Here is a 26,159-nt window from a genome sequence, read left to right as displayed (position 1 = left end):
GTGTAACTCGCGACGGTCGCGACTTGTGTGCGGGATTCCGGTCGGACGCGCGTGTAACTCGCGACGGTCGCGACTTGTGTGCGGGATTCCGGCCGGACGCGCGTGTAACTCGCGACGGTCGCGACGTGTGTGCGGGATCAGGTATGCCGGGACGCGTCTCCCGCCACCTCACTCGGTGGGCAACTCGTTGACGCCGCCCTTGCCGGTGATGCCCTTCCGCTCCTGACGCGGCGGCAGGTCCTGCACCGGTTTTTCCGAGCCGACCTCGCTGCGCAGCGCGTCGAAGATGGCGACGCCCTGAGCGGCCAGCCCGGAGATCATGTCGGACAGGCCGTCGGAGCCGTTGAGCATGGTGACCTTCGCGCCGGAGAGGCCCTGAGCTGCCTTCTCCACGATCTGCGGCAACTGGTCGATCAGCGCCTGGTCCAGGGCGACCCGGTTGCTGCTCGCGGCCGCCTCGGCCTGGATCCGGGTGCGCTCGGCCTCGGCCCGGGCCAGGATGCGCAGCTTCTCCGCGTCGGCCTCGGCGGGTTTGATCACCTCCGCGACCAGTTGCTCCTCGCGGAGCGCCGCTTGCCGCTGGGCGAGCTCGGTCTTGGCGTTGATGACCTCCTGCTGGGCCTGCGCCTCGGACAACGGTCCGGCCTGGGCCGCTTTGGCCTGGGCCGCCTGGGTTTCGGCGGCGAAGCCGGCCTGGGTGATCGCGGTGTCGCGCTCGTACTTCGCCTGCTGACGCAGCGACTCCTGCTGCGCCTCCGCGGCGGCCTGGTCGGCGCTCGCCTGGGCGATCTGCGCCTGCTGCTGGATATGGGCGTTGTGCGGCGCCGCCATCGCCTTGATGTAGCCGAGCCCGCCGTCGTCGATGCCCTGGATCTGCAGCGCGTCGACGATCAGGCCCATCTTGGCCATCTCCGCCTTCGACCCGTCGAGGACTTCCGTCGCGAGCTTCTGCCGCTCGGTGATGATCTCCTCGACGGTCATGGAGCCGATGATCGAGCGCAGGTGGCCGGCGAAGATGCGGCCGGTCAGCGTCGGCATCTGCGTCTGGTCGGACAGGAACCGCTGCGCGGCGTTGACGATCGACTCAGTGTCGTTGCCGACCTTCGCGGCGATGACCGCGCGCACGGTGAGCGCGATGCCCTGCTTGGTGACGCACGGCTCCTCCACCTCGGCCTCGAAGAGGGAGAGCGTCAGGAACTGCACCTTGCGGAAGACCGGGACCACGAACGCCCCGTGGCCGGTGACCACCTTGAACGGCGCTGCGCCCGCACCGCCTCGACCACCGGAGATCAGCATCGCCTGATCGGCCTGCGGGACCCGATAACCAAACATGTTCGTCCTTCACTTCCCCTGAGTGCTCGGCGGCCGCCGAGTTGTGACACTGGCATACCACTGGCAGCTGCTCACAGGGTCAGCAACGGCTCCTCGCGCTCACCCCACGCGANGATAACCAAACATGTTCGTCCTTCACTTCCCCTGAGTGCTCGGCGGCCGCCGAGTTGTGACACTGGCATACCACTGGCAGCTGCTCACAGGGTCAGCAACGGCTCCTCGCGCTCACCCCACGCGACCACGGTCACCCCGCGCCCGCCGAGATCCTCCACGACGTAGACCTGTTGCCCCTTGGCCAGTGGCACCGCCGAGTATGCCGTGAACGTCTCGCTCCCGCCGCGGATCGGCACGATCACCTCTCCGGGACCGGCGTCCCCGCGGGTCGCCACCGTCAGCCGGCCGAGCCGGCCGATCGGGGAAGCGTGAGCGGTGTCCATGACCCAGGATGGTATGACGCGCGTCATTCCTCCGCTCGTACCCTGGGAGGTATGAGCACCACCATCGACCAGCAGCCCGCGGGCACCGTCGGCCGTGTCCAGGAGGCCGGCCGCGCGGCCCGCGCCGCCGCCAAGCGGCTCGCGGTCCTCACCCGGGCCGACAAGGATGCCGCGCTGCACGCGCTCGCCGACGCGCTGGTGGCCGCGACCGACCGCATCGTCACCGCCAACGAGGCGGATCTGCTGCGCGGCCGCGAGTCCGGTATGCCGGACGGCCTGCAGGACCGGCTCCGCCTCACCCCGGAGCGGGTCGCGTCGATCGCCGACGCACTGCGGCAGCTCGCCGGGTTAGCCGATCCCGTCGGCGACGTCGTGCGTGGCTCGACGCTTGCCAACGGCCTGCAACTGCGGCAGGTCCGGGTGCCGATGGGTGTGGTCGGCATGGTCTACGAGGCACGGCCCAACGTGACCGTCGACGCTGCCGGGCTCGGCCTCAAGAGCGGCAATGCGATGATCCTGCGCGGTGGCTCGGCCGCCGCCGACACCAACCGGGTGATCGTCGACGTGCTGCGAAAAGCGTTGGCGACCAACGGCGTTCCCTCCGACGCGGTGCAGCTGCTGGACGGCGGCCACGAGGACGTCGACGCCTTGATCACGGCACGCGGTCTCGTCGACCTGGTGATCCCACGGGGGAGCGACCGGTTGATCCAGGCCGTCGTGCACGGCGCCACGGTGCCGGTCATCGAGACCGGCGTCGGCAACTGCCACGTCTACCTCGACGCGGCGGCCGACCCGGACAAGGCCATGGCGATCGCGCTCAACTCCAAGACGCACCGGCCCAGCGTGTGCAACGCGGCCGAGTCCCTGCTGGTGCACCGCGACGTCGCCGACACCCTGCTGCCCGCCCTGTATGACGCCTTGCACGCCGCCCATGTGCAGTTGCACACGGACGAGCGGGCGTCGACCGTTGCCGAGCGAGGCGGCACGCCATACACACCGGCGACGGAGGAGGACTTCGCCACGGAATACCTGGACCTGCAGCTCAGTGTCGCGGTCGTCGACGACCTGGACGCGGCGATCGCCCACATCGACCGCTACGGCTCCGGGCACACCGAGGTGATCGTCACCGAGAACCGTGCGGCGGCGCGCAAATTCGTCGCCGAGGTGGACGCGGCCGTGGTGGCGGTCAACGCGTCGTCCCGGTTCACCGACGGCGGCGAGTTCGGCTTCGGCGCCGAGATCGGCATCTCCACCCAGAAGCTGCACGCGCGCGGGCCGATGGGTCTGCAGGAGCTGACCAGCACGAAGTGGGTCGTCGAGGGAGACGGCCAGATCCGCTGAAGTGGATCCCATGTGTCGACGGGTGGGGTGACTAGGCCGTGATCGACAGGGTGGCAGCGTCCACCGGATGCGCCGGCGGACGGCCCGCGGCGATCCGCTCGACCTCGCCGGCAGCCGTCGCGGCCAACCGGGCCAGTTCGACACCGAGCGATCCGGCGATGTGCGGCGTCAGCAGCACGTTCGGATGGTCGTAGAACAGGTGATCCGGCGGCAGCGTCCATGGTGTGGTGACGTCCAGGACGGCGAACAGGTCGCCCCGCTGGACCCGCTCGACCAAGGCGTCCTGGTCGATGAGCTCGCCCCGTGCGGTGTTGATGAGCGTCGCGCCGGGCTGCAGGAGGGAGAGCGCCGCACGATCGAGCAGATGCCGCGTCTCGGGCAGGGACGGCGCGTGCAGGCTGACGATGTCGCTGGTCGCGAGCAGGTCGGGCAACTCCATCAGTTCAACGCCCAGTGCGTCGGCCTCGGCGCGGTTCAGGTAGGGGTCGGACACGACGACCTGCACGTCATACGGCTGCAGCAGCTCGATGACGGCACGGCCGATCTTCGACGCCCCGATGATGCCGATCCGTTTGCGGTAGTTGCCCATTCGCGGGAAGAGCGAGTCGGCGTCGAGTGCGCTGCGGCGTTCGCGCAGAGCTTGCGCCAGGGGGAGCACGCTCTTGCCGGCGAGCAGGATCATCGCGACGGTGTATTCCGCGACCGGCTGTGCGTTCGCCTCCGCTGCCGAGGTCACCACGATGCCGCGCTCCCAGCACGGCGCCGTCAGGTGGTGCTTGACCGACCCGGCGGCGTGGACGATCGCCCGCAGCCGCGGCGCCTGGTCGAGCACCTCGGAGTCGATCAGTGGAGTTCCGCACCCGGTGACCAGGATCTCCGCCTCGGCCAGTACCGCCCCGGCTGCCGGGTCGTCGAAGGACTGCAGCGGCGCCTCCTGCAGCAGCCGGCCGGCCCGCCGGATCCGCTCGACCTGTGCCTCGGGGAACACCCGCCGGAACGTCTCGAGCGGCATCGCGAACGCGACGGTCGGTGTCATGACGCGGCTCCTCGTGCAAGACCTGCGATGGGGGTTGGTATCAGCGTGGCACACCGGCAGACTGGGACGAGCAGCCTCACCAGGAGATCATCCGATGCCCTTTGCGTTCTCAACGCTCGGTTGTCCGGATCGCTCCCTGCCGGAAGTGCTGGAGCTCGCCGTGTCGCGCGGTGTCGACGGCCTGGAACTGCGTGCGGCCCCGGACACGTTCGTCCACCCCGGCCTGGACCACCGCAGTCGGCGCGTCATTCGGGACAGCTGCGCTGGGGCAGGCGTTGCTGTGCTGGCAGTGGCGAGCTACCTGCGGCTCTGTGAGCCGGGGGACGACGACGCCTTCGCGCGCGCCGCCGAGGAGCACGTGCGACTGGCTGCCGACGTGGGTGCGTCATACCTGCGCGTCTTCGCCGGTCCCTGCGACACGCTCGCGGACGGCGACGCCCGCGCGGTGCGCAGGCTGGCGGAGCTGGCGCCCGTGGCCGGTGCCCTGGGCGTGCGGATCGCTCTGGAAACACATGACTCCCATCCGCGCGGGACGGATGTTGCGGCGATCCTCTGGGCGCTCGATGAGTGCGTCCCGGGTCATGGGGTTGAGGCGATTTGGGACGTGTTGCACCCGTGGCGGGCCGGCGAGGGCGTGGCCGAGACACTCGAGGCGTTGGCACCGTGGCTGGCTTACGTGCAGATCAAGGACGCCGAGGCCGGCCCCGATGGTCGGCTGCGGGTCGTCGGAGCGGGGGAGTTGCCGCTCGACCAGATAGCCGCGGAGCTGCCGCACCGTGCGGAGCTGTGGTGGTCACTGGAGTGGGAGAAGCTGTGGCACCCGGAGCTCGCCGACCTGCCGCAAGCTCTGGACGAGGCGCTCAGGTGGCACCGCCAGACGATCCGCGCCGACTGATGGTCTGCTGGATCGGCCGGTGAAACGGCACTCGTCATACCCGATAAGCTGTGCGCCATGAGGTCGTCCCTGGTCCAGTTCGCCGCAGACTCCACCGTGCCCAAGCTGGAGGAGAACCACCTGCCGATGCCGCACTGGATGTACGGCGGCATCGCGATGCTCGTCTTCCTGATCCTGCTCGGGATCCTGTGGACCTTCCGCAACACCGCGGCCGACGAGCGGCGCGGCACCGAAGGCGAGAAGGACCACTGACCATCCGGCTGGGGGTGATGGGCGGCACGTTCGACCCCATTCACCACGGCCACCTGGTCGCAGCCAGCGAGGTCCAGGCGCGGCTCGGCCTCGACGAGGTCGTCTTCGTGCCGACCGGACAACCGTGGCAGAAGCAGGGCCGGGACGTCACCCCCGCCGAGCACCGTTACCTGATGACGGTCATCGCGACCGCGTCCAACCCGCGATTCACCGTCAGCCGCGTCGACATCGACCGGCCGGGGCCGACCTACACCATCGACACGCTGACCGATCTCCGCCGGCTGCGCCCGGAGGCGGAGCTGTTCTTCATCACCGGCGCCGACGCGCTCGCCCAGATCCTCTCCTGGCGGGGCGTCGACGAGATGTGGCCGCTCGCCCGGTTCATCGGCGTCACCCGCCCGGGTCACGAGTTGTCGGACAAGGGTCTGCCGCGCGACCACGTCGAACTGATGGAGGTTCCGGCGATGGCGATCAGTTCCACCGACTGCCGGCAACGGGTGGCCGACGGCGAACCGGTCTGGTATCTCGTCCCGGACGGCGTCGTCCAGTACATCGGCAAATATCAGCTCTACACGCCGGACGCCGGCGAAGCCACAGGAGGATGAAAGTGACCGCGACCGCACGGGCCGTCGACCTGGCCAGGGCCGCAGCCGCTGCAGCGGAGGACAAGCTCGCGACCTCGGTCCTCGCGATCGACGTCAGCGACCAACTGGCGCTCACCGACGTCTTCGTGGTCGCGTCGGGGGAGACCGACCGGCAGGTGACGGCGATCGTCGATGCCGTCCTGGAGCGTCTCCAGCAGCTGGGGGCGAAGCCGATCCGGCGGGAAGGCAATCGCGAAGACCGTTGGGTGCTCATCGATTTCGGCGACATCGTGGTCCACGTCCAGCACGAGGAGGAGCGCGAGTTCTACGCGCTCGACCGGCTGTGGCGGGACTGCCCGACCATCGACCTGAGCTCGTGACGGTGCCGACGGCCCGTCGCCTGATCGTATGGCGGCACGGCGAGACCACCTACAACGCGACCGGGCGCTGGCAGGGACAGTTCGACGCACCGCTGTCCGACCGTGGGCGGCAGCAGGCCACGGAGGCGGCGGAAAGCGTTGCGGCATACCGGCCGTCGCTGATCGTCGCGTCGGACCTGAGCCGCGCGGCTGAGACCGCGCAGGCGCTCGCGGAGTATGCCGAGCTGCCGCTGCGCTTCGACAAGCGCTTCCGGGAGATCAACGTGGGCCGGTGGGCGGGACTGACCACGCCGGAGATTCGTGCCACCCAGGCAGCGGTCTTCGACCGGATCGCTGCGGGCGAGGACCTCCGTCGTGGCGAGACCGGTGAGACCGTCGCCGAGGTGGCCGATCGGGTGCTGGCCGGCGCGCGCGACATCCTGACAGAGCTGCAACCGGGTGAGACGGCCGTGATCGCGACGCACGGGTTCGCTGCCCGCGCCCTTGTGGCAGCGCTGACCGGCATACCGCAGCAGGTGGCGATGCACGCGCTGCAGGGCCTCGGCAATTGCCATTGGGCGCAGCTGGTCGAGCACGCCGGCGGCTGGCAGATCGCGGGCTGGAACCTGCGGCAGCCGGCAGAGGTCATGGCCGGAGCCCGATCACGATGAGTGAGACCAAGACCCGGCGACGCGGCCGGAAATCCTCGAGATTCGCTGAGCGCCGGACGATCTCGCCGCGCTGGCTGGCCCGGGCGATGAGCATTTAGCCACCGCTGCTGGGTGCCGGCATCCGGGTCGTGGAGTTCTCCGACGACTGGACCGTGTGCCGCACCGAGTTGCGGCTCAACCGCTTCAACCGCAACCAGCAGGGCACCGCGTTCGGCGGATCCATCGGGTCGATGTCCGACGCGTTCTTCGCGCTGCTGCTGTGGAACCAGCTCGGCAGGGGCTACTACGTCTGGGACGCCAAGGCCGAGATCGACTACCTGAGCCCCGGCACCTCGACGGTGCACGGGCGCTTCGAGGTGCCGCGTGAGGTGGCCGAGCAGATCCGCACGGACGCGGAGTCCGGCCAGAAGGTGCTGCACTGGTTCGAGACCGACCTGACCCTCGGCGACGGCACCGTCGTCGCGCACGTGCGCCGGCAGGTCTACATCCGCAAGCGCCGCCCCGAGGTGGCCGAGCGCCGCATCGGATCCGACTCTGACGGCCGCATTCACCGTTGACGGTCGAATTCGGCCGTCAAACGATGAATTGGACCGTCAGTGTGGCGATGTTGTCCGCCTCGATTTGGTGCAGCAGCCTCCCGCTGGCTACAGTATGGCGGTCGCCGGTTCTCCGGTCCGACACCCTCCCGGGGCATTGGCGCAGTTGGTAGCGCGCTTCCATGGCATGGAAGAGGTCAGGGGTTCGAATCCCCTATGCTCCACTCGCAACGTCCGGTTCGGCCGATCGAGGCCTACCGAAAGAGCCACCGCCCGTTTCCGGGAGGTGGCTCTTCGGCTTTTTTGCGCTGTGTGGTCAGCCAGGCGCTCTCATTTCAGGCGTGTGGACTCGACCACCCGAGCGCGCATCTCCGCAGCGCGCAGCAGCAGGCCGTCGCGGACGTCGATCCCGGCCACGCGAGCCAACCGCCGGCTGACCAGTGCCGAGCAGGCACCGATCACGATTGAGCCGCTGACGAGACCGAGCGGCGCGCCACCGGTCTGATCCAGCAGACCGACGACCGGTCCGCCGACTGCGGCCGAGCCGAGCGTGACCAGCATGTACACGCCCAGCACCCGCCCCCGCATCCAGTCGCTCGACGCCAGCTGGATGGATGTGTTGGTGGCGATCAGGAACGGCATACCGATCGCACCGATGAGCAGGAACGCCGCGCCGACCGTCACCATGTTGGGCATGAAGGCGGCCAACAGCTGTGCGGCAGCCAGGCCCCCGGCCAATGCCGTGATGTGTCGCAACCGCGACCCCGGCCATTTCGCGGAGGCCAGCGCGCCGAGCAGCGAGCCGAGCGCCAGAGCGATCGTCAGGAAGCCGTAACCGCCCGCGTCGAGGTGGAAGTCCTTCGCGAATGCCGTGAGCGTGACGGCGAAGTTGGTGGTGAAGAAGGCGCACACGCCGGCCAGCACGATCGGCCACAGCAGGACCGGACGCCGGCGGATCTCGGCGAGCGCCATCCGCTGCTGGCCCTTGCCCGGATGAAGTCGCGGCGCGATGCGCAGCTCCGCTGCTCGAATGGCGAGGAAGGCCAGGAAGACGATCACGTACCAGCCACCCGTGGCGATGAACGCGTAGCCGGTGCCCAGCGCGGTGATCAACCCGCTGGACACCGCCGGGCCGGCGAGGGCGCCGAGCTGGAAGATCGCCGAGTTGAGACTGACTGCGTTGCGCAGCTTCTCCGGGCCGACGATCTCGTGGATGAACGCTGCGCGCGTGGGGTTGTCGAAGCATGCCGCGGTGCCCGTGAGAAAGGCGAGCACCAGGACGTGCCACAACCGGACGGTATCGGTGACGCAGAGCACCCCGAGCACCGTCGCACACAGCCCCAGCGTCGAGACCGTGCCCATCAGGACGTGCCGCTTGTCGAAGCGGTCGGCAACGAGGCCGGCGGCCATTCCGAACACCAACGTCGGCACGAACTGCACGGCCGTGGCGATCCCGACGATGAACGCATTGTGGGTCAGCGTCAGCACCAGCCAGTCCTGGGCGACGCGCTGCGTCCACAGCCCGGAGGTCGATGCTGCCTGCCCGAAGGCGAACCAGCGGAAGTTGCGGTTGCTCAGCGAGGCGAAGAGTCCGTCGAGGCGTCGCGGACGGGGTGTGCCGGTGGGTGGGTGGTCGGGGTGGGATTGAGCGCAGGGGGCCGGTTGCGGCGGTCTGGTTGTCACTGTTCTTCTGCGTAGGCGGGATGAAGGGCGAAGCGCGGGCGGGACCGAACACCATTATCGTCGCTGCGCGAACTGGTCCGCCGGAGGGTGGCCGAGCAGGCTTGCCGACGCATCAACCGGCCGGACCACCCGTGGCGACCCATGAGCCGAGCGGCGTGTCGGTGGTGGGTTCGTCCGTTTCCTCGACCTGGCACACGACGAAGCCCCGAGCCAGGTAGTTGGCCAATGCGGCGGGGCCGTCGAGGCTGCAGGTGTGGACCCAGACACGAGTCACGGCGGGCAGCTCGAATCGCTCCGGCAGTGACCAGGCGGCGCGCACGCCGTGCTCGAGCATGCGGCCACCCAGCCCGCGACCGATCGCCTGCTCGGTCAAACCGAAGTAGCGCACCTCGACGTGAGTTCCGTCGGTATGCCGAACCGGTTGCAATTGCACGTAGCCCAGCGGCACGCCACTGCCGTAGAGGATCCAGAACTCGGTGCCCGGGACCGCGAGGTCATCGACCCACTCCGAACGCGACCAGCCCAGCCGGTCGGTCCAGTGCCACGGTCCGCCGATCAGGCCGTAGAGGAACCGGGCGTACTCCGGCGCGACCTCGGTCGCCCGATCCAGCCGGACCTCGTCGGGGAACGGCCGAGCGGACCCGGTGGGCGGGCGAAGCATCTCCAACGTGGTGGTCGTGACCTTCAATGCCATTGCTCCTCGAGGGTGGCGATGTTCGCTGACGCATCACATCACGCGGAGCGCACCTGGACCCGGTCGCCCTCGACCTTCACCTGCCACACCGGCTGCGGTGCTGTTGCCGGCCCGCGCACGACCTGGCCGTCGGACAACCGGAAGACGCTGGAATGCCACGGGCACTGGACGCATTCGCCGTCGAGCTTGCCCTCGTCGAGCGGGCCGCCGGCATGGTCGCACGTTGCCGAGAGCGCGTGGATCGCCTGGCCCCGGCGTACCAGCAGCACCGGCACGCCGGCCGCCTCCACGCGGACGAGGGTGCTGTCGGTCAGGTCCGAAACCGCTGCGACGTCAGTCCATTCCGTGACCGGCGACTCGAACGCGTCGTGGTTGACGCCGATCCCGCGCGTGTAGGACAAGTGGCCGCCGAGGTACCCGGCGCCGGCCGTCAAGCCGAGTGCCAGGGTGCTCAGCGCAACCCCCGCACCGCGCCTGCCGCGTCGCCGCAGCAGCCACGAGGTCACCTGCAGGGTCGTCGCCGTCGCGTTGGCCGTGGCGTGGACCAGCCCGACACGCTGGTCGGCGCCATACGTCGACGACCAGTCCGATGCGCCGCTCGCCGCTGTCGGCACCGCGGCCAGTATGCCGACACCCACCAGCCGCCGGGCCGCCGCGGATCCGGCGCGACCCGTCGTCAGGTCGAGCAGCGACGCCATCGACCAGGCACCGATCGGCACGTCGGTGAGCATCGGATGCAACTGATGCCCCAGCCAGACGCCGGACAAGGCGTTCTTGACCGGTGTGGGGCCGGTGACGCGCTGCACGAACGTCGAGGCCGGCGTGCCGAGTTTGTCCAGTGCCTGCGCTTCGCCGAGTTTCGATATCAGTCCGCGAACGACAGCTGTCATGGTCGACCTCCGAATCAGGCGTGTGTTCACGCCACTTACCCGCTCACGACCAGCCTGAACACCAGGGCCGGTCAGGGCAGCACGTGCTCCGATGCGGCGGTCTCCAGCTCCGCTCGCTCGGCGTCGGACGCTCGGCGCTCGGCGGCCAGATCGATGCGGCGGGACAGCAGCCAGTAGAGAACGCCGGCGACCGGCAGGCCGACGAAGAACGAGATGTCCGCGCCGTTCATCGCCTTGGACACCGGACCGGTGTAGAGCGTGCCGACGTCGAAGAACGGCACCATCGCGGCGAAGCCGACGACATACGCGATGATGCCATTCCAGCCCCAGCGGCCGTACATCCCGCGCGGATTGAAGATCTCGGTGATCACGTAGTGTCCGCGCCGGACCAGGTAGTAGTCGACCAGGTTGACCGCGGTCCACGGGATGAAGAGGTAGAGGATCAGCAGCAGGAAGTCGTTGAAGCTGCTCAGGAAGTTCGCCGTCGCGGCCAGGGCACCGATGAGCGACAACGCCGCGGTGACGCCGATGGTGACCACGCGCACCGACAGACGCGGCACGATCGTGACGAACGAGTCCATCGCGCTGATCAGCGTGAGCGACCCGCCATACATGTTCAGCGCGGTGACCGAGATGAGTCCGAGTGCGGTGAGCAGCAACACGATCGGGCCGAAGCCGTGGAAGATGTGGTCGCCCACGGACGCGATCTCGGGTATGCCGGTGCCGCTGAAACTCTTTCCCGCCCAGGCGGCGAGCACGGCCCCGACGATCATCATCCAGGCGCCGCCGATCGCCGAACCCCAGTAGGTCCACAGGAAGGTGCGCCGGACCGTCACATTCGGCGGCAGGTAGCGCGAATAGTCGGAAACGTAGATGGCCCAACTGATCTGGTATCCGCCGACGACACCGAACTGCGCCAGGAACGGTGTCGCGTGGAAGGTGCCCACGTCGAAGGTGCCGGCCGGGTAGTGGATGAGGAAGAGCGCGACGGTGAAGATGCCGAAAATGACCAGCATCAGATAGGTGAGCACCTGCTCGGCCTTGTGGATGATGTCGTAGCCGACCAGCGCGACCAGGAAGGCGAGGACGGTCACGACGACGATCCACAGCTTGTCGGAGCCGTGTGCCGTCCGCTTGACGGCGTCGGCGGCCAGGATGGTGTTGAAGACGTTGAAGCCCGCGTACTGCACGTAGGCGAACAACCAGACCAGCAGGGCCCCGAGGTAACCGAACTGCGGCCGCGACTGGATCATCTGCGGCAGACCGAGCTGCGGCCCCTGCGCTGAGTGGAACGCCATGAACAGCGTCCCCACCAGGATGCCGAGCACGATGGCCACGACCGACCAGAAGAGCGTGCCGCCCGAGCTGATGCTGGTCAGCCCGACGGCGAGGGTGGCCAGCTGCGCGTTGGACATGAACCACAACGGCCCGAGGTGCCACAGCTTCCCGTGGCGTTCCTCGAGCGGGACGTAGTCGATCGACCGGACCTCGATGCCGGTGATCCCTGCTTGTTGGCTCAACTCGAAGGCTCCTTGGTTGACGAAAAGGTCGCCTTCCTCCGTGTCAGAGCTTCCCACCCCGGGTGGCGGGGCGGGAAGCCCTTTCGCGGTCGATTCTCAGCTCACCGTCGCAGCGCTCACCTCCAGCCGGTATGCGTTGGACGCGACGTGCCGCAGCCGGCCGACCGCCTGCGCATTGTGGCCCTCGGTCGCCCCGAGGATGATCGCCGCCAGCTCCTGTCCGATGGCATCGCGCTCGAATCCAAGTGCGGCCAAGGCGTTTTCGGTGTTGGTGTATTGCGCGTCACCGGGGCTGTCGCTCTTGATCGCGGTCGTCGACGCCTTGAGTGTGCGCATGGCGAAGGTACCGGTCGGCGCGACCAGCTGCTTGTATGCCGCCTCGGCGGCCGTCAGCTGGGAGCGGTGCGCCCGGGCGGCCGGCGGCAACGCCGAGTCGGCGATGATCGGCAGCACCGGCACGCCGTCGACCTGGTAGCGATCCCGCAGTCCGGTGAGCAGCAGCACGGTCGGCCGCATGTCGACCTGGTCGGTGAACGTGCCGTCGGTGCCGCGTGCCGAGATGCCGGGCCCGGCATACCCGGCCCAGATGTCCTGCATGTCCGGCCAGTAACTGCCGTGGTTCCAGGCGTATCCGGCGTTCGTCGTGTAGACGCACGGCTGACTGCAGTTGGCTGCGCCGCCGCCGACATACGAGTCCTCACCGGAGAAGGCGGTGAAGGTCGGTGTGCGTGACGGGTCGGCGCTGACGAAGTGCAGGATGTGCTCCTCGACCGGGTCGGCGATGTCGTACGCCACCGGTTGGTTCTCGCCGGTGTAGGGATCGGTGATGCGCAGCGCACCGAGGTCGCGCCCGAAGGTGCGCGCCACCGGCGAGCTGCGGTCCGGATCGCCGTTCAGCCAGATCGCCGGCGCCGGGTCGGAGTGGATGCCGAACGGCGTGGTGTTGCCGCGCTGGGTCGCGAGCAACCCCGGCAGGTTGACGTTGACCTCCGAGCGGGTCGCGTAGCTGCAGTAGTTCCCGTTCAGCCCAGTGCAGTTCGCCGGGGTGGGCGCACTGCCCGCGAAGTGGTCGCCCTCGTCGGTGGTGACGGTGAAGAGGGTGTTCTTGGCGGTCATGCCGTCCGTGGCGAGCCGCTTGAAGAACGTCGCGAACGCGGTGTTGTACGCCGCGAGCTGCTCCTCGTAGGTCTGCTGACCGGGGCCCATGTCACCGGTGTGCGCCGCGGTGTGGTCGCCGTGCACGTCGGAGATGTAGAGGTTCACCGCCTGTACGCCGTGCTCGAGCAGCTGCGCCGTGTAACCCAGCGAGTTGTTCGCGGTCTCGGAGTCGAAGCCGGGGAAGCCGGAGTTTCCCTTGCCGTCGGCGATGACCGAGCCGTCCGTGGCCTTGATCGGCCCGCCGGGGCTGACCTGCGGCTGGATCTGAGCGTTGCCGAAGAGTGCCTTGTAGCCGGCATACCCGCCCGGCTCGTCGGGCAGCACATCGTGCTGGCCGGAGGCACAGAGGGCAGCTCCCTTGGCGCAGTGCACGGCGAGTCCCACCATGTCGGCCTGCGCCTTGACCGGGTCGGCCTTGGCCTCGGCGGCCTGCGGCGAGTTTGCGCCGAAGACGGTCGTGACGTCGGTGCCGGTGTTCTCCAGGACGGTGTTGGGGCTGCCGACCTCACCGACGTTGCAGCCGGCCGCGGTGAACGGCACCCACGGGGCGGGCACGTTCACGCTCCGTGCGGGTGCGGGGGCGGTGCGGGACGGCAGGTAGTCGAGGTTGTAGCGGTTGGTCGTGGTGCCGCTGAACGTCGACAGTTTGTCGGTCCAGTAGGAGAAGGACGAGTAACCCGTGGGGTTGCCGCTCGCGTCATACAGGTCACCGCTGTTGGACTGGGTGATGGCGTTGCGGTCGGGATAGAGCCCGGTCGCGTTGGAGATCATGTTGGTGCCGGTGTGCACCAGGTCGTCATGCGTGTTGGTCAGCACGACGCCCTGACGCTTCAGGAAGTTCAGCAGCGCCGGCATCTGCTCCAGATCGCTCGGGACGTTCGGGTTGTCACGTGTGAGATGCACGTTGTCGAAATCGATCTGGACGACGTGCTTGATGCCGTTCGACAGGTGGCATCCGCTCACCGGCGAAGTGGCCGGCGAGGTTTCCGGCGCGGGGCCGGTGGCGAGAGCCGGCGCAGTGGATCCGATGCACAGCGCCGCTGCGGCGATGGCACCGCACAGGACGGTGCGTTGTTGTCGGGACAATTGAAGGCTCCTTTGTTGACGGAAAAGGCACCTTCCTCCGTCCTTCGAGCGTCCCACTGCCGAGCCGCGCGCGGGGCGAAAATCGCGAGCCAGATGTGCGCCGGCGTGACGCCGAGTTACCGGAGTCAAAAGCGAACGTTATGATAGCCGGGTGGCGCAGATCTTCGGCTTCCCGAACCCGGTGAACGAAAAGGCAGCTCGGTCCGTCGCTGCCGGCGTGGTGGTGCTCAGTGTGGTGGCCGCGATCACCGGCTGGTGGCTGGTGCTGGCGCTGCTCGCCTATGGCTTCGCCGCACGCGTGGCGACCGGGCCGAAGCTCAGCCCGCTCGGGCAGTTCGCGACTCGTGTCGTCGCACCTCGGCTCGGCACGCCGAAGCTCGTCCCGGGGCCGCCGAAGCGGTTCGCGCAGGCGATCGGCCTGGCCTTCTCCGGCGGGGCACTCGTCCTCAATCTTGTTGGGTTGCAGGGCGTCTCGTCCGTGCTGCTGGTGATCCTCGCTGTCTTCGCGACCCTGGAGAGCGTGTTCGGCTTCTGCGCCGGCTGCTTCGTCTTCGGGCAGCTGATGCGGGCCGGCGTCATCCCCGAGGACACCTGCGAGGCGTGCGGGGATATCAGCCTGCGTCAGCAGCTGCGCGCCTGAGCCACGGCGCACCCGGACCACCAGCGTCGGGCCGACAGCGTCCGGCCGACAGGTCACGCCTTCCGGAAGACCTGCCGCATCCGTCCCAGACCGGCTATCTCCGCCTCGACCACGTCGCCGTCCTGCAGGTAGGGCTTGGGATCCGGCTGACCCATCGCCACACCGCCCGGCGTGCCGGTGTTGATCACGTCTCCCGGGTAGAGCACCATCACCTGACTCAGGTAGTGCACCACCGTTGGCACGTCGAAGATCAACTGGTCGGTGTTGCTCACTTGCCGGTCAGCGCCGTTGACCTGCAACCGGATCGGAGCATTCGCCGGGTCGAACTCGTCGGGGGTGACGAGCCACGGTCCGAGCGGGTTGAACGCCTCGCAGCTCTTGCCCTTGTCCCACTGGCCGCCGCGCTCCAGCTGCAGCTCGCGCTCCGACACGTCGTTCGCCACCGCGTAACCGGCGATGTGTCCGGCGGCCTGATCCGGCGAGTCCAGGTAGCGCGCGGTCCGGCCGATGACGATCGCCAGCTCGACCTCGTAGTCGGTCTTGCTGCTGCCACGGGGGAGCGGTATGTCGTCGTTCGGTCCCACCACCGTCCACGGATCCTTCATGAACACAATGGGTTCGGCCGGAATGGGAGAGCCGGTCTCCGCCGCGTGGTCGCGGTAGTTGAGCCCGATGCAGACGACCTTCCCGGGTCGTGCGACCGGGGCGCCGATCCGGGTCCCGGCGAGGTCGACGACCGGCAAGCCGCCTGCTGCCACTGCTGCCGCAACGCGCGCCAGCGACTCGTCGTCGAGCGTCCGGTGGTCGTAGTCCGGCACGACCGACGACACGTCGACGACAGTGCCGTCGGCCGCGATGGCCGCTGGGCGTTCAGAGCCGGCAGCGCCGACACGTAGCAATCGCATGGGGGTCCGCTTTCGTCAGTCGGTGCCGTGGGCGAGCAGACGCCCGCGCGGCTGGTCGAAATCGACCTCGGTGCCCCGGACGAACGTGCGCCGGGCGACACCGGTCAGCCGCTTGCCGTCATACGCCGACACCGGGTTCTTGTGGTGCAGCTGCGTCGCATCGACGCTGAACTCCTCGTCGGGCGCGAAGACCACAAGGTCCGCGTCATACCCGGTGGCCAGCTTTCCCTTGTGCTGGAGGCCGATCCGGGCCGCGGGTCCGGCGGAGAGCCAGCCGGACACCTGGTCCAGACCGAGGCCGCGGCGCCGGGCCTCGGTCCAGACGGCGGCGAGCTCGAGCTGTACCGAGGCGATGCCGCCCCAGGCGGCGCCGAAGTCGCCGTGCTCCAGGTCCTTCAGCTCGACGGTGGAGGGGGAGTGGTCGGACGCCACGTAGTCGATCGTCCCGTCCGCCAGTGCTTCCCACAGCAGTTCGCGGTTGTCGGCTTCGCGGATCGGCGGGCAGCACTTGTATGCTGTGCCGCCGTTCGGCACGTCCTCGGCGAGCAGGGTCAGGTAGTGCGGGCAGGTCTCCGCCGTGATGTCCACACCGTCCTGCTTCGCAGCACGCAGCAGCGGAAGCGCGTCCGACGAGGACAGGTGCAGGACGTGGGTGCGCGCACCGGTGCGCCGTACGCGCTCGATCACCTGGGCGATCGCGAGGTTCTCCGCCTCCCGCGGGCGGGACGCGAGGAAGTCCGCGAAGCGCCCGCCGTGCGGCTCCGGCGCATTGGCAATGGTTTCGGCATCCTCAGCGTGGACGATCATCAGACCGTCGAACTCCGCCAGCGTCGTCAGGTATTCCTCCAGTGCTTCCGGTGTCAGCGGCGGATATTCGTCGACGCCCGAGTCGAGCAGGAAGCACTTGAACCCGAAGACACCGGCATCGTGCATGGCGCGCAGGTAGTCCCGGTTGCCCGGCACGGCTCCGCCCCAGAAGCCGACGTCGACGAAGGTCTGACCGGTGGCGACCAGCTGCTTGAACTCCAGTGCCTCCGGCGTCACGGTCGACGGGATCGAGTTGAGCGGCATGTCGATGATGGTGGTGACGCCGCCCGCCGCCGCTGCCTTCGTGGCGGTCCAGAACCCTTCCCAGTCGGTGCGTCCCGGCTCATTGACATGGACGTGGGCGTCGACCACGCCGGGAATCAGCGTCTCGTCGTCCGCGAGCTCGATGACCTCCGGCGCCTGCAGGTTGCTGCCGAGGCGCTCGACGGCGACGATGCGGCCGTCGCGGACGCCGATCTCGCACGCGATGACGCCCTCGGGTGTGACGGCGCGAGCCGCTCGCACGACGACGTCGAAGTCACCGGGTGTGGTGGAACGTGCCGGCTGCGCCGCAGACGGCCGTGGATCGCCGTGCGCCGTAAGGAAATCGGCGATCTGTCGCTGGACGACCTCGGGCCGGTTGACGTCGGCGAGTTCGACGGTGGTGTCGGTCATCGGACCTCCTCGATGGCGGGTTCGGGGCTTGCTGTGTGCAGGTTGGTGCGCGCCCAGGCGCCGATCGTCTCACCGACCGTGGAGAGCAACGGCGCGGCGTTCGCGATGCTGCGGGCGACGTCCGGCTCGAGCTCGGCAAGGGTCCAGACGGCGTCGATGCCGCCGGCCCGCGCCTCCTCGGGACTGAGCGAGCTGACGCCGCACACGGCGACGACCGCCGGGACGCCGCCCGCTCGCGCGATCCGGGCGACGCCCACGGGCGTCTTTCCGGACAGGCTCTGCCGGTCGAGGCTTCCTTCACCGGTGATCACCAGGTCTGCGCCCCGGACCCGGTCGGCCAGGCCGACCAGGTCGGCAACCAGCTCCAGGCCGGTCTGCGGGGTGGCGCCGAGCACCGCCAGTGCGGCGAAGCCGACACCGCCGGCCGCTCCGGCACCGGGCGCGTCGATCGCGTCCTGGAGGTCCCTGCCGAGAGCGGTGCCGAGCACCTCCGCGAAGGTGGCCAGGGCGGCGTCGAGCTGGGCGACCTGGGCCGGGTCGGCGCCCTTCTGCGGACCGAAGGTGTATGCCGCACCCGTGCTGCCGAGCAACGGGTTGTCGACGTCGAGCGCGACCACGATCTCGGTCTCGTCCAGCCGAACGTCCAGTCCGGACAGGTCGATCCGAGCCACGCCGGCGAGTGCCCCACCACCGTCGGGCACCTCGGCACCGGCCGCGTCGAGCAGCCTTCCGCCGAGCGCCGCGACGAGGCCGGCCCCGCCGTCGGTGCAGGCGCTGCCGCCCAGGCCGAGCACGATCCGCGAGCACCCGGCGTCCAGGGCCGCGCGGATGAGTTCGCCGGTGCCCCGGCTGGTCGCCCTCAGCGGCAGCAGTCCGTCCCGCGGGAGCAGGGCGATCCCGGACGCGGTCGCCAGCTCGACGACCGCTGTTCCGTCGCCGATGGCGATGGTTGCCTCGACCGGCGCGCCGTCCGGCCCGGTGACCGAACACCGCACCGCCGAGAAGCCGGCACGCAGCGCGGCGTCGACGGTGCCGTCACCACCGTCCGCCATCGGCACGAGATCGATGTCGGACGGGGTGACGGCGTCGAAGCCTGCTGCGATCGCTCGCGCGACACCGTCGGCTGACAGGGACCCCTTGAACTTGTCAGGGGCGATGACCACGCGCACGGCGTTCTCCGATCGTCAGGTGAGCCGGACTACCGATCAGCCGATCGGCAGGATGGCGGTGGGCGCGTCGCCGGCGGACTCCGCGACCTCTTCGAACTCGGTGACCGCGTCGATGCTGGCGCCCATGGAGATATTAGTGACGCGTTCGAGGATGACCTCGACCACGACAGGCACCTTCAGCTCCTCGGCCATCGCGCTCGCCTTGCGCAGCGCCGGCTCCAGGTCGTCCGGGTTGTGGACCCGAATCGCCTTGCAGCCCAACCCTTCGACCACCTTGAGGTGGTCGACGCCATACCCCTCGAGCTCCGGGGAGTTGATGTTCTCGAAGGCGAGCGACACGTAGTAGTCCATGTCGAACGCACGCTGCGACTGACGGATCAGTCCGAGGTAGGAGTTGTTCACCAGCACGTGGACGTAACCGATGTTGTGCTGCGCACCGACGGCCAGCTCCTCGATGAGGAACTGGAAGTCGTAGTCACCGGAGAGCGCGACAACCGGCTTGTCCGGTTCCGCGGTCGCCACGCCGAGGGCGGCAGGCAGGGTCCAGCCCAGCGGGCCGGCCTGCCCGCAGTTGATCCAGCGACGCGGGCCGAAGACGTGCAGCAGCTGGGCGCCGGCGATCTGCGACAGGCCGATCGTCGAGACGTAGACGGTGTCCCGGCTGAAAGCCGCGTTCATCGCCTCGTAGACGCGCTGCGGTTTGATCGGCACGTTGTCGAAGTGCGTCTTGCGCTGCAGGGTGGCCTTGCGCTGCTGGCAGTCCTTGGCCCACACGTCGTAGTCGGGAAGCGGACCGTCGGCCTTGCGACGCCGCGCCTCGGCGAGGAACGCGTCGAGGAACGCGCCGGCGTCGGACACCACACCGTAGTCGGGTGCGAAGACCCGGCCGATCTGCGTGGGCTCGATGTCGACGTGGACGAACTTCCGGCCCTTGGTGTAGACGTCGAGTGCGCCCGTGTGCCGGTTGGCCCACCGGTTGCCGACGCCGAGCACGAAGTCGGACGCCAACAGCGTCTCGTTGCCGTAGCGGTGCGCGGTCTGGATGCCGACCATGCCGGCGTGCAGCGGGTGGTCGTCCGGGATGATGCCCCAGCCCATCAGGGTGGGGATCACCGGTATGCCGAGCAGCTCGGCAGCTTCGACCAGCTTGTCGGGAGCATCCGCGTTGAGGACGCCACCGCCGGCGACGATCACCGGACGCTCGGCCGCCAGCAGCAGGTCGAAGACCTTGGCGACCTGCGCCTGCGTGGCCGCCGGGCGGACGACCGGCAACGGCTCGTAGGTCTCGATGTCGAAGTCGATCTCGGCCTGCTGGACGTCGATCGGCAGGTCGATCAGCACCGGACCCGGTCGGCCCTCGCGCATCAGCCAGAACGCCTTGGCGAAGGTGCCCGGCACCTGGGCCGCTTCCTTCACCGTGACGGCCCACTTGGTGACCGGTGCCGCGATGGACGCGATGTCGACGGCCTGGAAGTCTTCCTTGTCCAGCTTCGCGATGGGCGCCTGACCGGTGATCGCCAGGATCGGGATCGAATCGGCGGACGCCGAGTAGAGACCGGTGATCATGTCGGTGCCGGCCGGCCCTGAGGTGCCGAGGCAGACGCCGATGTTGCCGGGCGCCGCCCGGGTGAAGCCCTCGGCCATGTGCGAGGCCGCCTCGACGTGGCGGGCGAGCACGTGCTGCATGCCACCGTGCCGGCGCATCGCGGCGTAGAGCGGGTTGATCGCCGCACCGGGAAGGCCGAAAGTCTGTGTCGCGCCTTCCTTCTCCATGATCAGGACGGCTGCGTCCACTGCCTGCATGCGGGTCATTTCGCGTCACTTTCGTTCGTGTTGCTGCGGCCCGACAGCTGCTCGACCAGGAGCAGCAGCGCGGAGTGGTCGAGGCCGCCGTGGCCCAGGTTGCGGAGGTCCTGCACGAGCTGGGCGGTCTGGCTGCCGAGCGGGATCGCGACGCCGGCCGCACGGGCCGAGTCCAGGACGATGCCCATGTCCTTGTGGTGCAGGTCGATGCGGAAGCCGGGCTGGAACTCGCGCTTGATCATCGAGGCGGCCTTGCGGTCCAGGATCCGGTTGCCGGCGAGTCCGCCGGCGAGCACCTCGACGGCTGCCGTCGTGTCGACGTCATACGCCTCCAGGAAGACCAGCGCTTCCGCGACCAGCTCGATCGTGCCAGCCACGATCAGCTGGTTGGCGGCCTTGACCGTCTGACCGGAGCCACTCGGGCCGACGTGGACCACGGTGCTGCCGACGGTCTCCAGGACCGGGCGCACGGCCTCCAGGTCAGCGGCGTCGCCGCCGACCATGATCGACAGGTTGCCCTCGATCGCACCGGCCTCGCCACCGGACACCGGGCCGTCGAGCGGCTTCAGGCCGGCGGCCTTCGCATCTTCGGCGACCTCGCGGGCGACGTCGGGACGGATCGTCGAGCAGTCGACCCAGATCGCGCCCTTCTTGGCGGAGGCGATCAGGCCGGCCTCGTCTTCGGTGCCCCGCGCCACGGCGGCGACGTCGGGGGAGTCGGGCACCATCGTGATGATGACGTCCGCCTCACGCACCGCCTCGGCGATGGAGGACGCGCCCTTGCCGCCGGCGGCGACGAGCTTGTCGATCGGCCCCTGGCTGCGGTTGTAGCCGGTGACCTGGTAACCCGCCTTGACGAGGTTGGCCGCCATGGGCGCGCCCATGATGCCAAGGCCGATGACGGCGACTGAAGTGGTGTTGCTCATGAATGGCTCCTTGGAAGACGTATGGCGGTCAGGCAGTTTCGGCTGGGTGCCAGGCGAAGGGATCGCTGTCGCCGGCGAGGTATTCGAGCCCGATCGGCCCGTCGTAGCCGCCCTGCTGGGCGGCGACGATCCACTCCTGCAGCGGCAGCTCCCCGGTGCCCGGTGCCCCGCGGCCCGGTGCGTCGGCGATCTGGATGTGGCCGAAGTCCTTGGCGTGATTGGCGACGACCTTCGCGACATCGTCGCCGTTGACCACCAGGTGGTAGTAGTCGGCGAGCAGGCGGACGTTGTCGACGTCGAGGGAGTCGATGACGGCGAGCGCGTCGGCGGCCGTCTTCAACGGGTAGGCCTCGGCACCCGAGACCGGCTCGAGCAGGACGGTGCCGCCGATCTCGGCGACCGCCCGTGCGGCATACGTCAGGTTCTCGCGTGCGGTGGCCGCTTCGACCTCCGCGTCACGGCCGTCGGCGTGCAGCCCGTAGAGCGCGTTGAAGTGCTTGCAGCCCAGCCGCTTGCCGATCTCCACCACGACCGCGACGTTGGCGCGGAACTCGTCCTGGCGCTCCGGGTTGTTGACCACACCGCGCTCGCCGGCGGGCATGTCTCCCGCGAAGAAGTTCAGGCCGGTCAGCTGGACATCGGCATCCTCGACGGCGGCGACGAATTCGTCGACCTCCGCGGCGGAGGGGGTTGCATTCTGCGGCCAGGGCCACCAGAACTCGACGGCATCGAAGCCGGCGGCACGTGCGGCGGCCGGCCGCTGCAGGATGGGCAGGTCGGTCAGCAGGATGGAGGCGTTGACGGTGTAGCGGGTCATCCGGGTCAGTCCCTCGGTCGTTGAAGTCCGAATCGCAAAGTTTCGAATCGTGGAATCTAAATGTTGTATGGCGAAAGTCTGCCAAGATAGGACCGCTCCCGTCAAGGGGGTCCACGGACCGGCACGACACGGGACCGGAGGGCCGCGGATGCGGCATACTTCGACGGAAATCCAGCGGGGTGGGCGCGCCGCCCGCCAGATCGGAGAACTCTCATGACCCACACCAGCCCCGGTTACTCGGTGACTCTTCGCGTCGGGCTCACCCCCGGCCAGCGCACTGCGACCGACCTCGCGTCGGCGGTCGCGGCGACCGGGGCCTCGGTCACCGCACTGGACGTCACCGAGTCGACCCCCCAGGGTCTGGTCGTGGACGTGACCTGTGACACGGCCGACGAGGACCACGCCGCCCGGATCCGCGAATCACTCGTCTCTGCAGGCGGATACGACGTCCGCAAGGTCAGCGACCGCACCTTCCTGATGCATCTGGGCGGCAAGCTGTCGGTCGAACCGAAGGTCGAGTTGCGGACCCGCGACGACCTGTCCCGTGCCTACACCCCGGGTGTTGCCCGCGTGTGCCTCGCTATCGCCGCCAACAAGGACGACGCGCGCCGGCTGACCGTCAAGCGCAACACCGTCGCGGTGGTGACCGACGGCACCGCCGTGCTGGGCCTCGGCGACATCGGGCCGGAGGCCGCGCTGCCGGTCATGGAGGGCAAGGCGGCGCTGTTCAAGCAGTTCGCGAACGTCGACGCCTGGCCGGTCTGCCTGGACACCAAGGACACCGAGGAGATCATCTCCATCGTCAAGGCGCTCGCGCCGGTCTACGGCGGGGTCAACCTGGAGGACATCGCGGCGCCGCGCTGCTTCGAGATCGAGCGCCGGCTGCGCGACGAGCTGGACATCCCGGTCTTCCACGACGACCAGCACGGCACCGCCATCGTGGTGCTCGCCGCGCTGATCAACGCGTTACGTGTGGTGGACAAGAAGATCGAGGACGTGCGCATCGTCGTCTCCGGCGTCGGCGCCGCCGGGCACGCCATCATCCAGCTGCTGACCGCGCAGGGCGCCTCGGACATCGTCGCGGCCGGACGCTCCGGTGCCATCCACTCCGGCGTGAGCTACGACGACGAACACCGGCAGTGGATCGCGCAGAACACCAATCCCCGTGGAGTCAGCGGCTCGCTGGCGGAAGTGCTGGCCGACGCCGACGTCTTCATCGGCGTGTCGGGCCCGAACATCCTGGGCGAGAAGGACATCGCCCGGATGGCCGACGACGCGATCGTCTTCGCGCTGGCCAATCCGGACCCTGAGGTGCCGGCGGCCGAAGCCGCCAAGCACGCTGCCGTCGTCGCCACCGGCCGCAGCGACTTCCCGAATCAGATCAACAACGTGCTGGCCTTCCCGGGATTGTTCCGGGGTCTGCTCGACGCGGCAGCCAACGAGATCAGCACCGAACTGCTCGTGGCGGCGGCTCGGGCGATCGCGGACTCGGTGTCAGCGGGCGAGCTCAACGCCAGCTACATCGTGCCGAGCGTCTTCGACCCGCACGTCGCGCCGGCCGTCGCCGAGGCGGTGCGTCGCACCGTCGAGCAGCAGCGCGCCTGACGTAGCCCGTCAGCGGGACAGCAGGTCGGCCACGGCTCGCGCGGTCGGCAGGCTGTCGCCGAAGGTCCAGATGACCCGGCGAGCGCCGTCCAGCTCCTCGTCGCCCTGGGCGTAGCCCATGACCACGAGGAGCGCGTCCGGGTTGGCGTGCAACGCCTTTCGCCGCTGCTCGTCCTCGACGGGATCGTGCCCGGGCGAGCCGGCAACGACGACATCCGCCACCGGCAGGTCGGTGCGTGGCGAGCCGCCGTCCGCATCCGCGTGTCCTTCGACGGCATCGGGCAGCAGGAAAGCGGAGGTCAGCGTCGACCCCGGTGCCCGGTCCAGGATCGCCTGCACCGTCGTCGTGGGCAGCGCGCCCGCCGCGACGTTGCGCCGGCGCCGCACGTCGAGGATCCGCAGCGGACCGGCCGGCACGGAGATCGGGCCGCGGTGGGCCAGCGCGCGCCGGGCGACAACGGCGTCGGCCGCCTTGTCGGCCGGCTCGTGAGCAGCCGGCCGGCTGCGCCGCCACCGGCGCAGCTCGCCGACGCGCCGAGCCGCGTCCTCGAGCCGCTCGATCGGCAGTCGGCCGTCGCGCACCGCAGCGAGGACGGCGGCGTGTGCCTCGGCGAACACCCGCTCGTCCTTGTCCGGGCTGTCCGCCCCGAGCACGGGGTTGCCCAGACCGAGCAGGTCGGCTCCGGCAAGAAGTGCCCGGACGCAGCCCTCGCCCAGTCCGATGCTGTCGGTGATCGCGCCCATGTCGAGCGCATCGGTCATGATCACGCCGTCGAAGCCGAGGTCGTCGCGCAGCACCGACAAGGCGGCCGCGCTGATCGTCGCCGGCCGCAGCGGGTCGATGGCCCGAACGATCACGTGTGCCGTCATGACCGCTCTGACGCCGGCTGCGACGACGGCCGCGAACGGGGCGAGTTCGCGGGCCCGGAGCTCATCGAGCGAGGCGTCGACACGCGGCAGTCCGACGTGGGAGTCGACCGCGGTGTCGCCGTGGCCGGGAAAGTGCTTCGCGGTCGCGGCGACGCCGGTGCGCTGCACGCCCTCGGCATACGCGACCGCATGCCTGGACACCAATTCCGTGGTGGCACCGAAGGATCGCACGCCGATCACGGGATTGCGCGGGTTGCTGTTGACGTCGACGACCGGGGCGAGGTCGATGTCGATGCCCGACTCGCGGAGGTCGGCACCGATCGCCATACCGACCGCACGCGTCGCATCGACGTCATCCGCCCGACCGAGCATCGCTGCGCCGACGTGCGGCGAACCGGCGCGCACACCGAGCCGGCTCACGATGCCGCCCTCCTCGTCGGTCGCGATGAGCACCTCGCCGAGATCGTGCAACCGGTCGGACAGGCCGCGCGTGGTCCGCACGTCCCCGATGTTGTGTCGGAAGTAGACGACGCCGCCGAGCCCCCGCTCGATCGCCGTCTCCAGCCAGCGCGGCGGTGCCTGAAGTCCCGCGAAGCCCGGCTGGAGCACCGCATGGATCAGCCGGTCAACGGTGGGGTCGGCACTCATGTGACGGCGCTCATTTCACGGCTCCCGACACGGGGCCGGCAGCCGGACGCCGCTGGGCGAGCACGAAGACGATCACGACCGGCAGCGTAACCACCGTGGAGGCCGCCATGAGGCCTCCGCAGTCGTTCACGTGCGCGACGGGATCACGAGTCGGGCCTTCCGCCGTCGTGCGAAACCCGCTTCGATGAGCGGATGATCAGCATCGATCCGGCATCCGCGGTGCCGCCCTATCAGCAGATCTGCGACGACATCGTGGCGCGGATCGAGACCGGCGAGCTGACTGTCGGGACGCGGTTGCCGTCGGTGCGTGGCCTCGCCGCCGAGCTGGGCATCGCGCCGGGCACGGTCGCGAAGGCATACACCGAGTTGGAGGCTGCGGGGGTCGTGGAGGCGAAGGGCCGGGCCGGCACCCAGGTCGCCGCCGGGAGGGACGCCACCAGACAGCTCGCCGCGGCTGCCGCGGCCGACTTCGCGACGCGTGTCCATCGGCTCGGCCTGGATGCCGATGAACTCGTGCGCATGGTGCGCGCAGCACTGGACAACGCCTGACGGCAAAGAGATTCGGGGTGTGTGTGACATCACCCCGGGATGATTGGCAACGCCGGTCGGCCGGCAGTAAAATTTCGGTAGCGAAATGTTCGTTATCGAAAAATCTGCCAAGGAGACCTCAGCATGACCTCGCTCGCCCGCGCCATCCGCAACCACCGTGAGTCCGCTCGCAGTCGGCGGGCACTGCTGCAGGCGATCGACAACGCGTCGACGCAGAGCGCGCGCGACGACCTGGTCATGGCGATGCAGCGCGCCCACTCCGGCCGCTGAA

At 69.2% G+C, this 26,159-nt stretch carries 26 protein-coding genes and 1 tRNA gene; 12 read left to right on the top strand and 15 right to left on the bottom strand.

What is annotated here, in order from left to right; all coding sequences use genetic code 11:
- Nucleotides 1–168: 168 nt before the first annotated feature.
- Nucleotides 169–1,332, bottom strand: a complete 1,164-nt coding sequence (locus tag ACN8HC_RS16410) for an SPFH domain-containing protein (RefSeq protein ID WP_490075915.1) — start codon at nucleotides 1,330–1,332, stop codon at nucleotides 169–171.
- 197 nt (nucleotides 1,333–1,529) lie between these two features.
- Nucleotides 1,530–1,769 carry a hypothetical protein gene (locus tag ACN8HC_RS16405; RefSeq protein ID WP_490075914.1) on the bottom strand — a complete coding sequence of 80 codons (240 nt, stop codon included), beginning with the start codon at nucleotides 1,767–1,769 and terminating at the stop codon, nucleotides 1,530–1,532.
- Between the two features lie 51 nt (nucleotides 1,770–1,820).
- Here ACN8HC_RS16405 and ACN8HC_RS16400 point away from each other — a divergent pair, with 51 nt between their 5' ends.
- Nucleotides 1,821–3,110: a glutamate-5-semialdehyde dehydrogenase gene (locus ACN8HC_RS16400; protein WP_490075913.1), complete on the top strand. Its 1,290-nt coding sequence runs from the start codon at nucleotides 1,821–1,823 to the stop codon at nucleotides 3,108–3,110.
- Between the two features lie 31 nt (nucleotides 3,111–3,141).
- Here ACN8HC_RS16400 and ACN8HC_RS16395 read toward each other — a convergent pair whose 3' ends face one another.
- Nucleotides 3,142–4,146 (bottom strand): hydroxyacid dehydrogenase, encoded by a 1,005-nt coding sequence (locus tag ACN8HC_RS16395; RefSeq protein WP_490075912.1) that lies wholly within the window; start codon nucleotides 4,144–4,146, stop codon nucleotides 3,142–3,144.
- 94 nt (nucleotides 4,147–4,240) lie between these two features.
- Here ACN8HC_RS16395 and ACN8HC_RS16390 point away from each other — a divergent pair, with 94 nt between their 5' ends.
- The 7 genes from ACN8HC_RS16390 (at nucleotide 4,241) to ACN8HC_RS16360 (ending at nucleotide 7,667) form a co-directional block, all read left to right on the top strand.
- On the top strand, nucleotides 4,241–5,041 hold the full coding sequence (locus ACN8HC_RS16390; RefSeq protein WP_490075911.1) for a sugar phosphate isomerase/epimerase family protein: 801 nt from the start codon (nucleotides 4,241–4,243) through the stop codon (nucleotides 5,039–5,041).
- A gap of 57 nt (nucleotides 5,042–5,098) precedes the next feature.
- Nucleotides 5,099–5,293: a hypothetical protein gene (locus ACN8HC_RS16385; protein ID WP_490075910.1), complete on the top strand. Its 195-nt coding sequence runs from the start codon at nucleotides 5,099–5,101 to the stop codon at nucleotides 5,291–5,293.
- 2 nt (nucleotides 5,294–5,295) lie between these two features.
- Nucleotides 5,296–5,898 (top strand): nicotinate-nucleotide adenylyltransferase, encoded by a 603-nt coding sequence (gene nadD, locus ACN8HC_RS16380; RefSeq protein ID WP_490075918.1) that lies wholly within the window; start codon nucleotides 5,296–5,298, stop codon nucleotides 5,896–5,898.
- A complete protein-coding gene (gene rsfS, locus ACN8HC_RS16375; RefSeq protein WP_490075909.1) occupies nucleotides 5,895–6,257 on the top strand; it encodes a ribosome silencing factor in 363 nt (120 codons plus the stop codon). The genes nadD and rsfS overlap by 4 nt, the downstream gene beginning before the upstream one ends.
- Nucleotides 6,254–6,907 carry a histidine phosphatase family protein gene (locus ACN8HC_RS16370; RefSeq protein WP_490075908.1) on the top strand — a complete coding sequence of 218 codons (654 nt, stop codon included), beginning with the start codon at nucleotides 6,254–6,256 and terminating at the stop codon, nucleotides 6,905–6,907. The genes rsfS and ACN8HC_RS16370 overlap by 4 nt, the downstream gene beginning before the upstream one ends.
- Nucleotides 6,908–7,011: 104 nt before the next feature.
- Nucleotides 7,012–7,464: a PaaI family thioesterase gene (locus ACN8HC_RS16365; RefSeq protein ID WP_490075917.1), complete on the top strand. Its 453-nt coding sequence runs from the start codon at nucleotides 7,012–7,014 to the stop codon at nucleotides 7,462–7,464.
- A 130-nt stretch (nucleotides 7,465–7,594) separates the two neighbouring features.
- Nucleotides 7,595–7,667: transfer RNA gene (locus ACN8HC_RS16360), tRNA-Ala, on the top strand.
- A gap of 106 nt (nucleotides 7,668–7,773) precedes the next feature.
- Here ACN8HC_RS16360 and ACN8HC_RS16355 read toward each other — a convergent pair.
- The 5 genes from ACN8HC_RS16355 to ACN8HC_RS16335 all read right to left on the bottom strand — a co-directional run bounded on the left by ACN8HC_RS16355 (nucleotide 7,774) and on the right by ACN8HC_RS16335 (nucleotide 14,474).
- Nucleotides 7,774–9,126: an MFS transporter gene (locus ACN8HC_RS16355; RefSeq protein WP_490075907.1), complete on the bottom strand. Its 1,353-nt coding sequence runs from the start codon at nucleotides 9,124–9,126 to the stop codon at nucleotides 7,774–7,776.
- Nucleotides 9,127–9,238: 112 nt separating this feature from the next.
- Nucleotides 9,239–9,820 (bottom strand): GNAT family N-acetyltransferase, encoded by a 582-nt coding sequence (locus ACN8HC_RS16350; RefSeq protein WP_490075906.1) that lies wholly within the window; start codon nucleotides 9,818–9,820, stop codon nucleotides 9,239–9,241.
- Nucleotides 9,821–9,858: 38 nt separating this feature from the next.
- The gene (locus tag ACN8HC_RS16345; protein WP_490075905.1) at nucleotides 9,859–10,710 is read right to left on the bottom strand and encodes a Rieske (2Fe-2S) protein; all 852 of its coding nucleotides are present in this window, start codon (nucleotides 10,708–10,710) and stop codon (nucleotides 9,859–9,861) included.
- A gap of 71 nt (nucleotides 10,711–10,781) precedes the next feature.
- Nucleotides 10,782–12,230, bottom strand: coding sequence for a purine-cytosine permease family protein (locus tag ACN8HC_RS16340; protein ID WP_490075904.1), 1,449 nt, complete (start codon nucleotides 12,228–12,230; stop codon nucleotides 10,782–10,784).
- A 96-nt stretch (nucleotides 12,231–12,326) separates the two neighbouring features.
- Nucleotides 12,327–14,474, bottom strand: coding sequence for a hypothetical protein (locus tag ACN8HC_RS16335; protein WP_490075903.1), 2,148 nt, complete (start codon nucleotides 14,472–14,474; stop codon nucleotides 12,327–12,329).
- 151 nt (nucleotides 14,475–14,625) lie between these two features.
- Between ACN8HC_RS16335 and ACN8HC_RS16330 the strand changes: the two genes are divergently transcribed.
- The gene (locus ACN8HC_RS16330; RefSeq protein ID WP_490075902.1) at nucleotides 14,626–15,114 is read left to right on the top strand and encodes a DUF4395 domain-containing protein; all 489 of its coding nucleotides are present in this window, start codon (nucleotides 14,626–14,628) and stop codon (nucleotides 15,112–15,114) included.
- A gap of 53 nt (nucleotides 15,115–15,167) precedes the next feature.
- On the opposite strand, the gene ACN8HC_RS16325 is transcribed toward ACN8HC_RS16330, so the two are convergent.
- Genes ACN8HC_RS16325 through ACN8HC_RS16300 form a run of 6 tightly spaced genes read right to left on the bottom strand, consistent with a single transcriptional unit; the run spans nucleotide 15,168 to nucleotide 22,216 of the window.
- Nucleotides 15,168–16,019 (bottom strand): fumarylacetoacetate hydrolase family protein, encoded by an 852-nt coding sequence (locus ACN8HC_RS16325; protein ID WP_490075901.1) that lies wholly within the window; start codon nucleotides 16,017–16,019, stop codon nucleotides 15,168–15,170.
- A 15-nt stretch (nucleotides 16,020–16,034) separates the two neighbouring features.
- Nucleotides 16,035–17,501, bottom strand: a complete 1,467-nt coding sequence (gene allB, locus ACN8HC_RS16320) for an allantoinase AllB (protein WP_490075900.1) — start codon at nucleotides 17,499–17,501, stop codon at nucleotides 16,035–16,037.
- On the bottom strand, nucleotides 17,498–18,670 hold the full coding sequence (locus ACN8HC_RS16315; RefSeq protein WP_490075899.1) for a glycerate kinase: 1,173 nt from the start codon (nucleotides 18,668–18,670) through the stop codon (nucleotides 17,498–17,500). Before ACN8HC_RS16315 ends, allB begins: the two co-directional genes overlap by 4 nt.
- Before the next feature lie 36 nt (nucleotides 18,671–18,706).
- Nucleotides 18,707–20,482, bottom strand: a complete 1,776-nt coding sequence (gene gcl / locus ACN8HC_RS16310; protein ID WP_490075898.1) for a glyoxylate carboligase — start codon at nucleotides 20,480–20,482, stop codon at nucleotides 18,707–18,709.
- The gene (locus ACN8HC_RS16305; protein WP_490075897.1) at nucleotides 20,479–21,399 is read right to left on the bottom strand and encodes a 2-hydroxy-3-oxopropionate reductase; all 921 of its coding nucleotides are present in this window, start codon (nucleotides 21,397–21,399) and stop codon (nucleotides 20,479–20,481) included. Before ACN8HC_RS16305 ends, gcl begins: the two co-directional genes overlap by 4 nt.
- Nucleotides 21,400–21,427: 28 nt before the next feature.
- Entirely contained in the window at nucleotides 21,428–22,216 is a 789-nt protein-coding gene (locus tag ACN8HC_RS16300; RefSeq protein WP_490075896.1) for a hydroxypyruvate isomerase family protein, read from the bottom strand.
- Between the two features lie 213 nt (nucleotides 22,217–22,429).
- On the opposite strand from ACN8HC_RS16300, the gene ACN8HC_RS16295 reads away from it, so the two are divergent.
- On the top strand, nucleotides 22,430–23,821 hold the full coding sequence (locus tag ACN8HC_RS16295; RefSeq protein WP_490075895.1) for an NAD-dependent malic enzyme: 1,392 nt from the start codon (nucleotides 22,430–22,432) through the stop codon (nucleotides 23,819–23,821).
- A gap of 9 nt (nucleotides 23,822–23,830) precedes the next feature.
- On the opposite strand, the gene ACN8HC_RS16290 is transcribed toward ACN8HC_RS16295, so the two are convergent.
- Complete coding sequence (locus ACN8HC_RS16290) at nucleotides 23,831–25,339, bottom strand: glycoside hydrolase family 3 N-terminal domain-containing protein (RefSeq protein ID WP_490075894.1); 1,509 nt, start codon at nucleotides 25,337–25,339, stop codon at nucleotides 23,831–23,833.
- Nucleotides 25,340–25,531: 192 nt separating this feature from the next.
- Here ACN8HC_RS16290 and ACN8HC_RS16285 point away from each other — a divergent pair, with 192 nt between their 5' ends.
- Nucleotides 25,532–25,888 (top strand): GntR family transcriptional regulator, encoded by a 357-nt coding sequence (locus ACN8HC_RS16285; protein WP_490075893.1) that lies wholly within the window; start codon nucleotides 25,532–25,534, stop codon nucleotides 25,886–25,888.
- A 123-nt stretch (nucleotides 25,889–26,011) separates the two neighbouring features.
- Complete coding sequence (locus tag ACN8HC_RS16280) at nucleotides 26,012–26,158, top strand: hypothetical protein (protein ID WP_490075892.1); 147 nt, start codon at nucleotides 26,012–26,014, stop codon at nucleotides 26,156–26,158.
- Nucleotide 26,159: the final 1 nt, after the last annotated feature.

This window comes from Flexivirga sp. YIM B11880 (assembly GCF_058148645.1).
The sequence above is the reverse complement of the archived record's forward strand: the minus strand, read 5'-3'. Positions and strand labels throughout refer to the sequence as shown.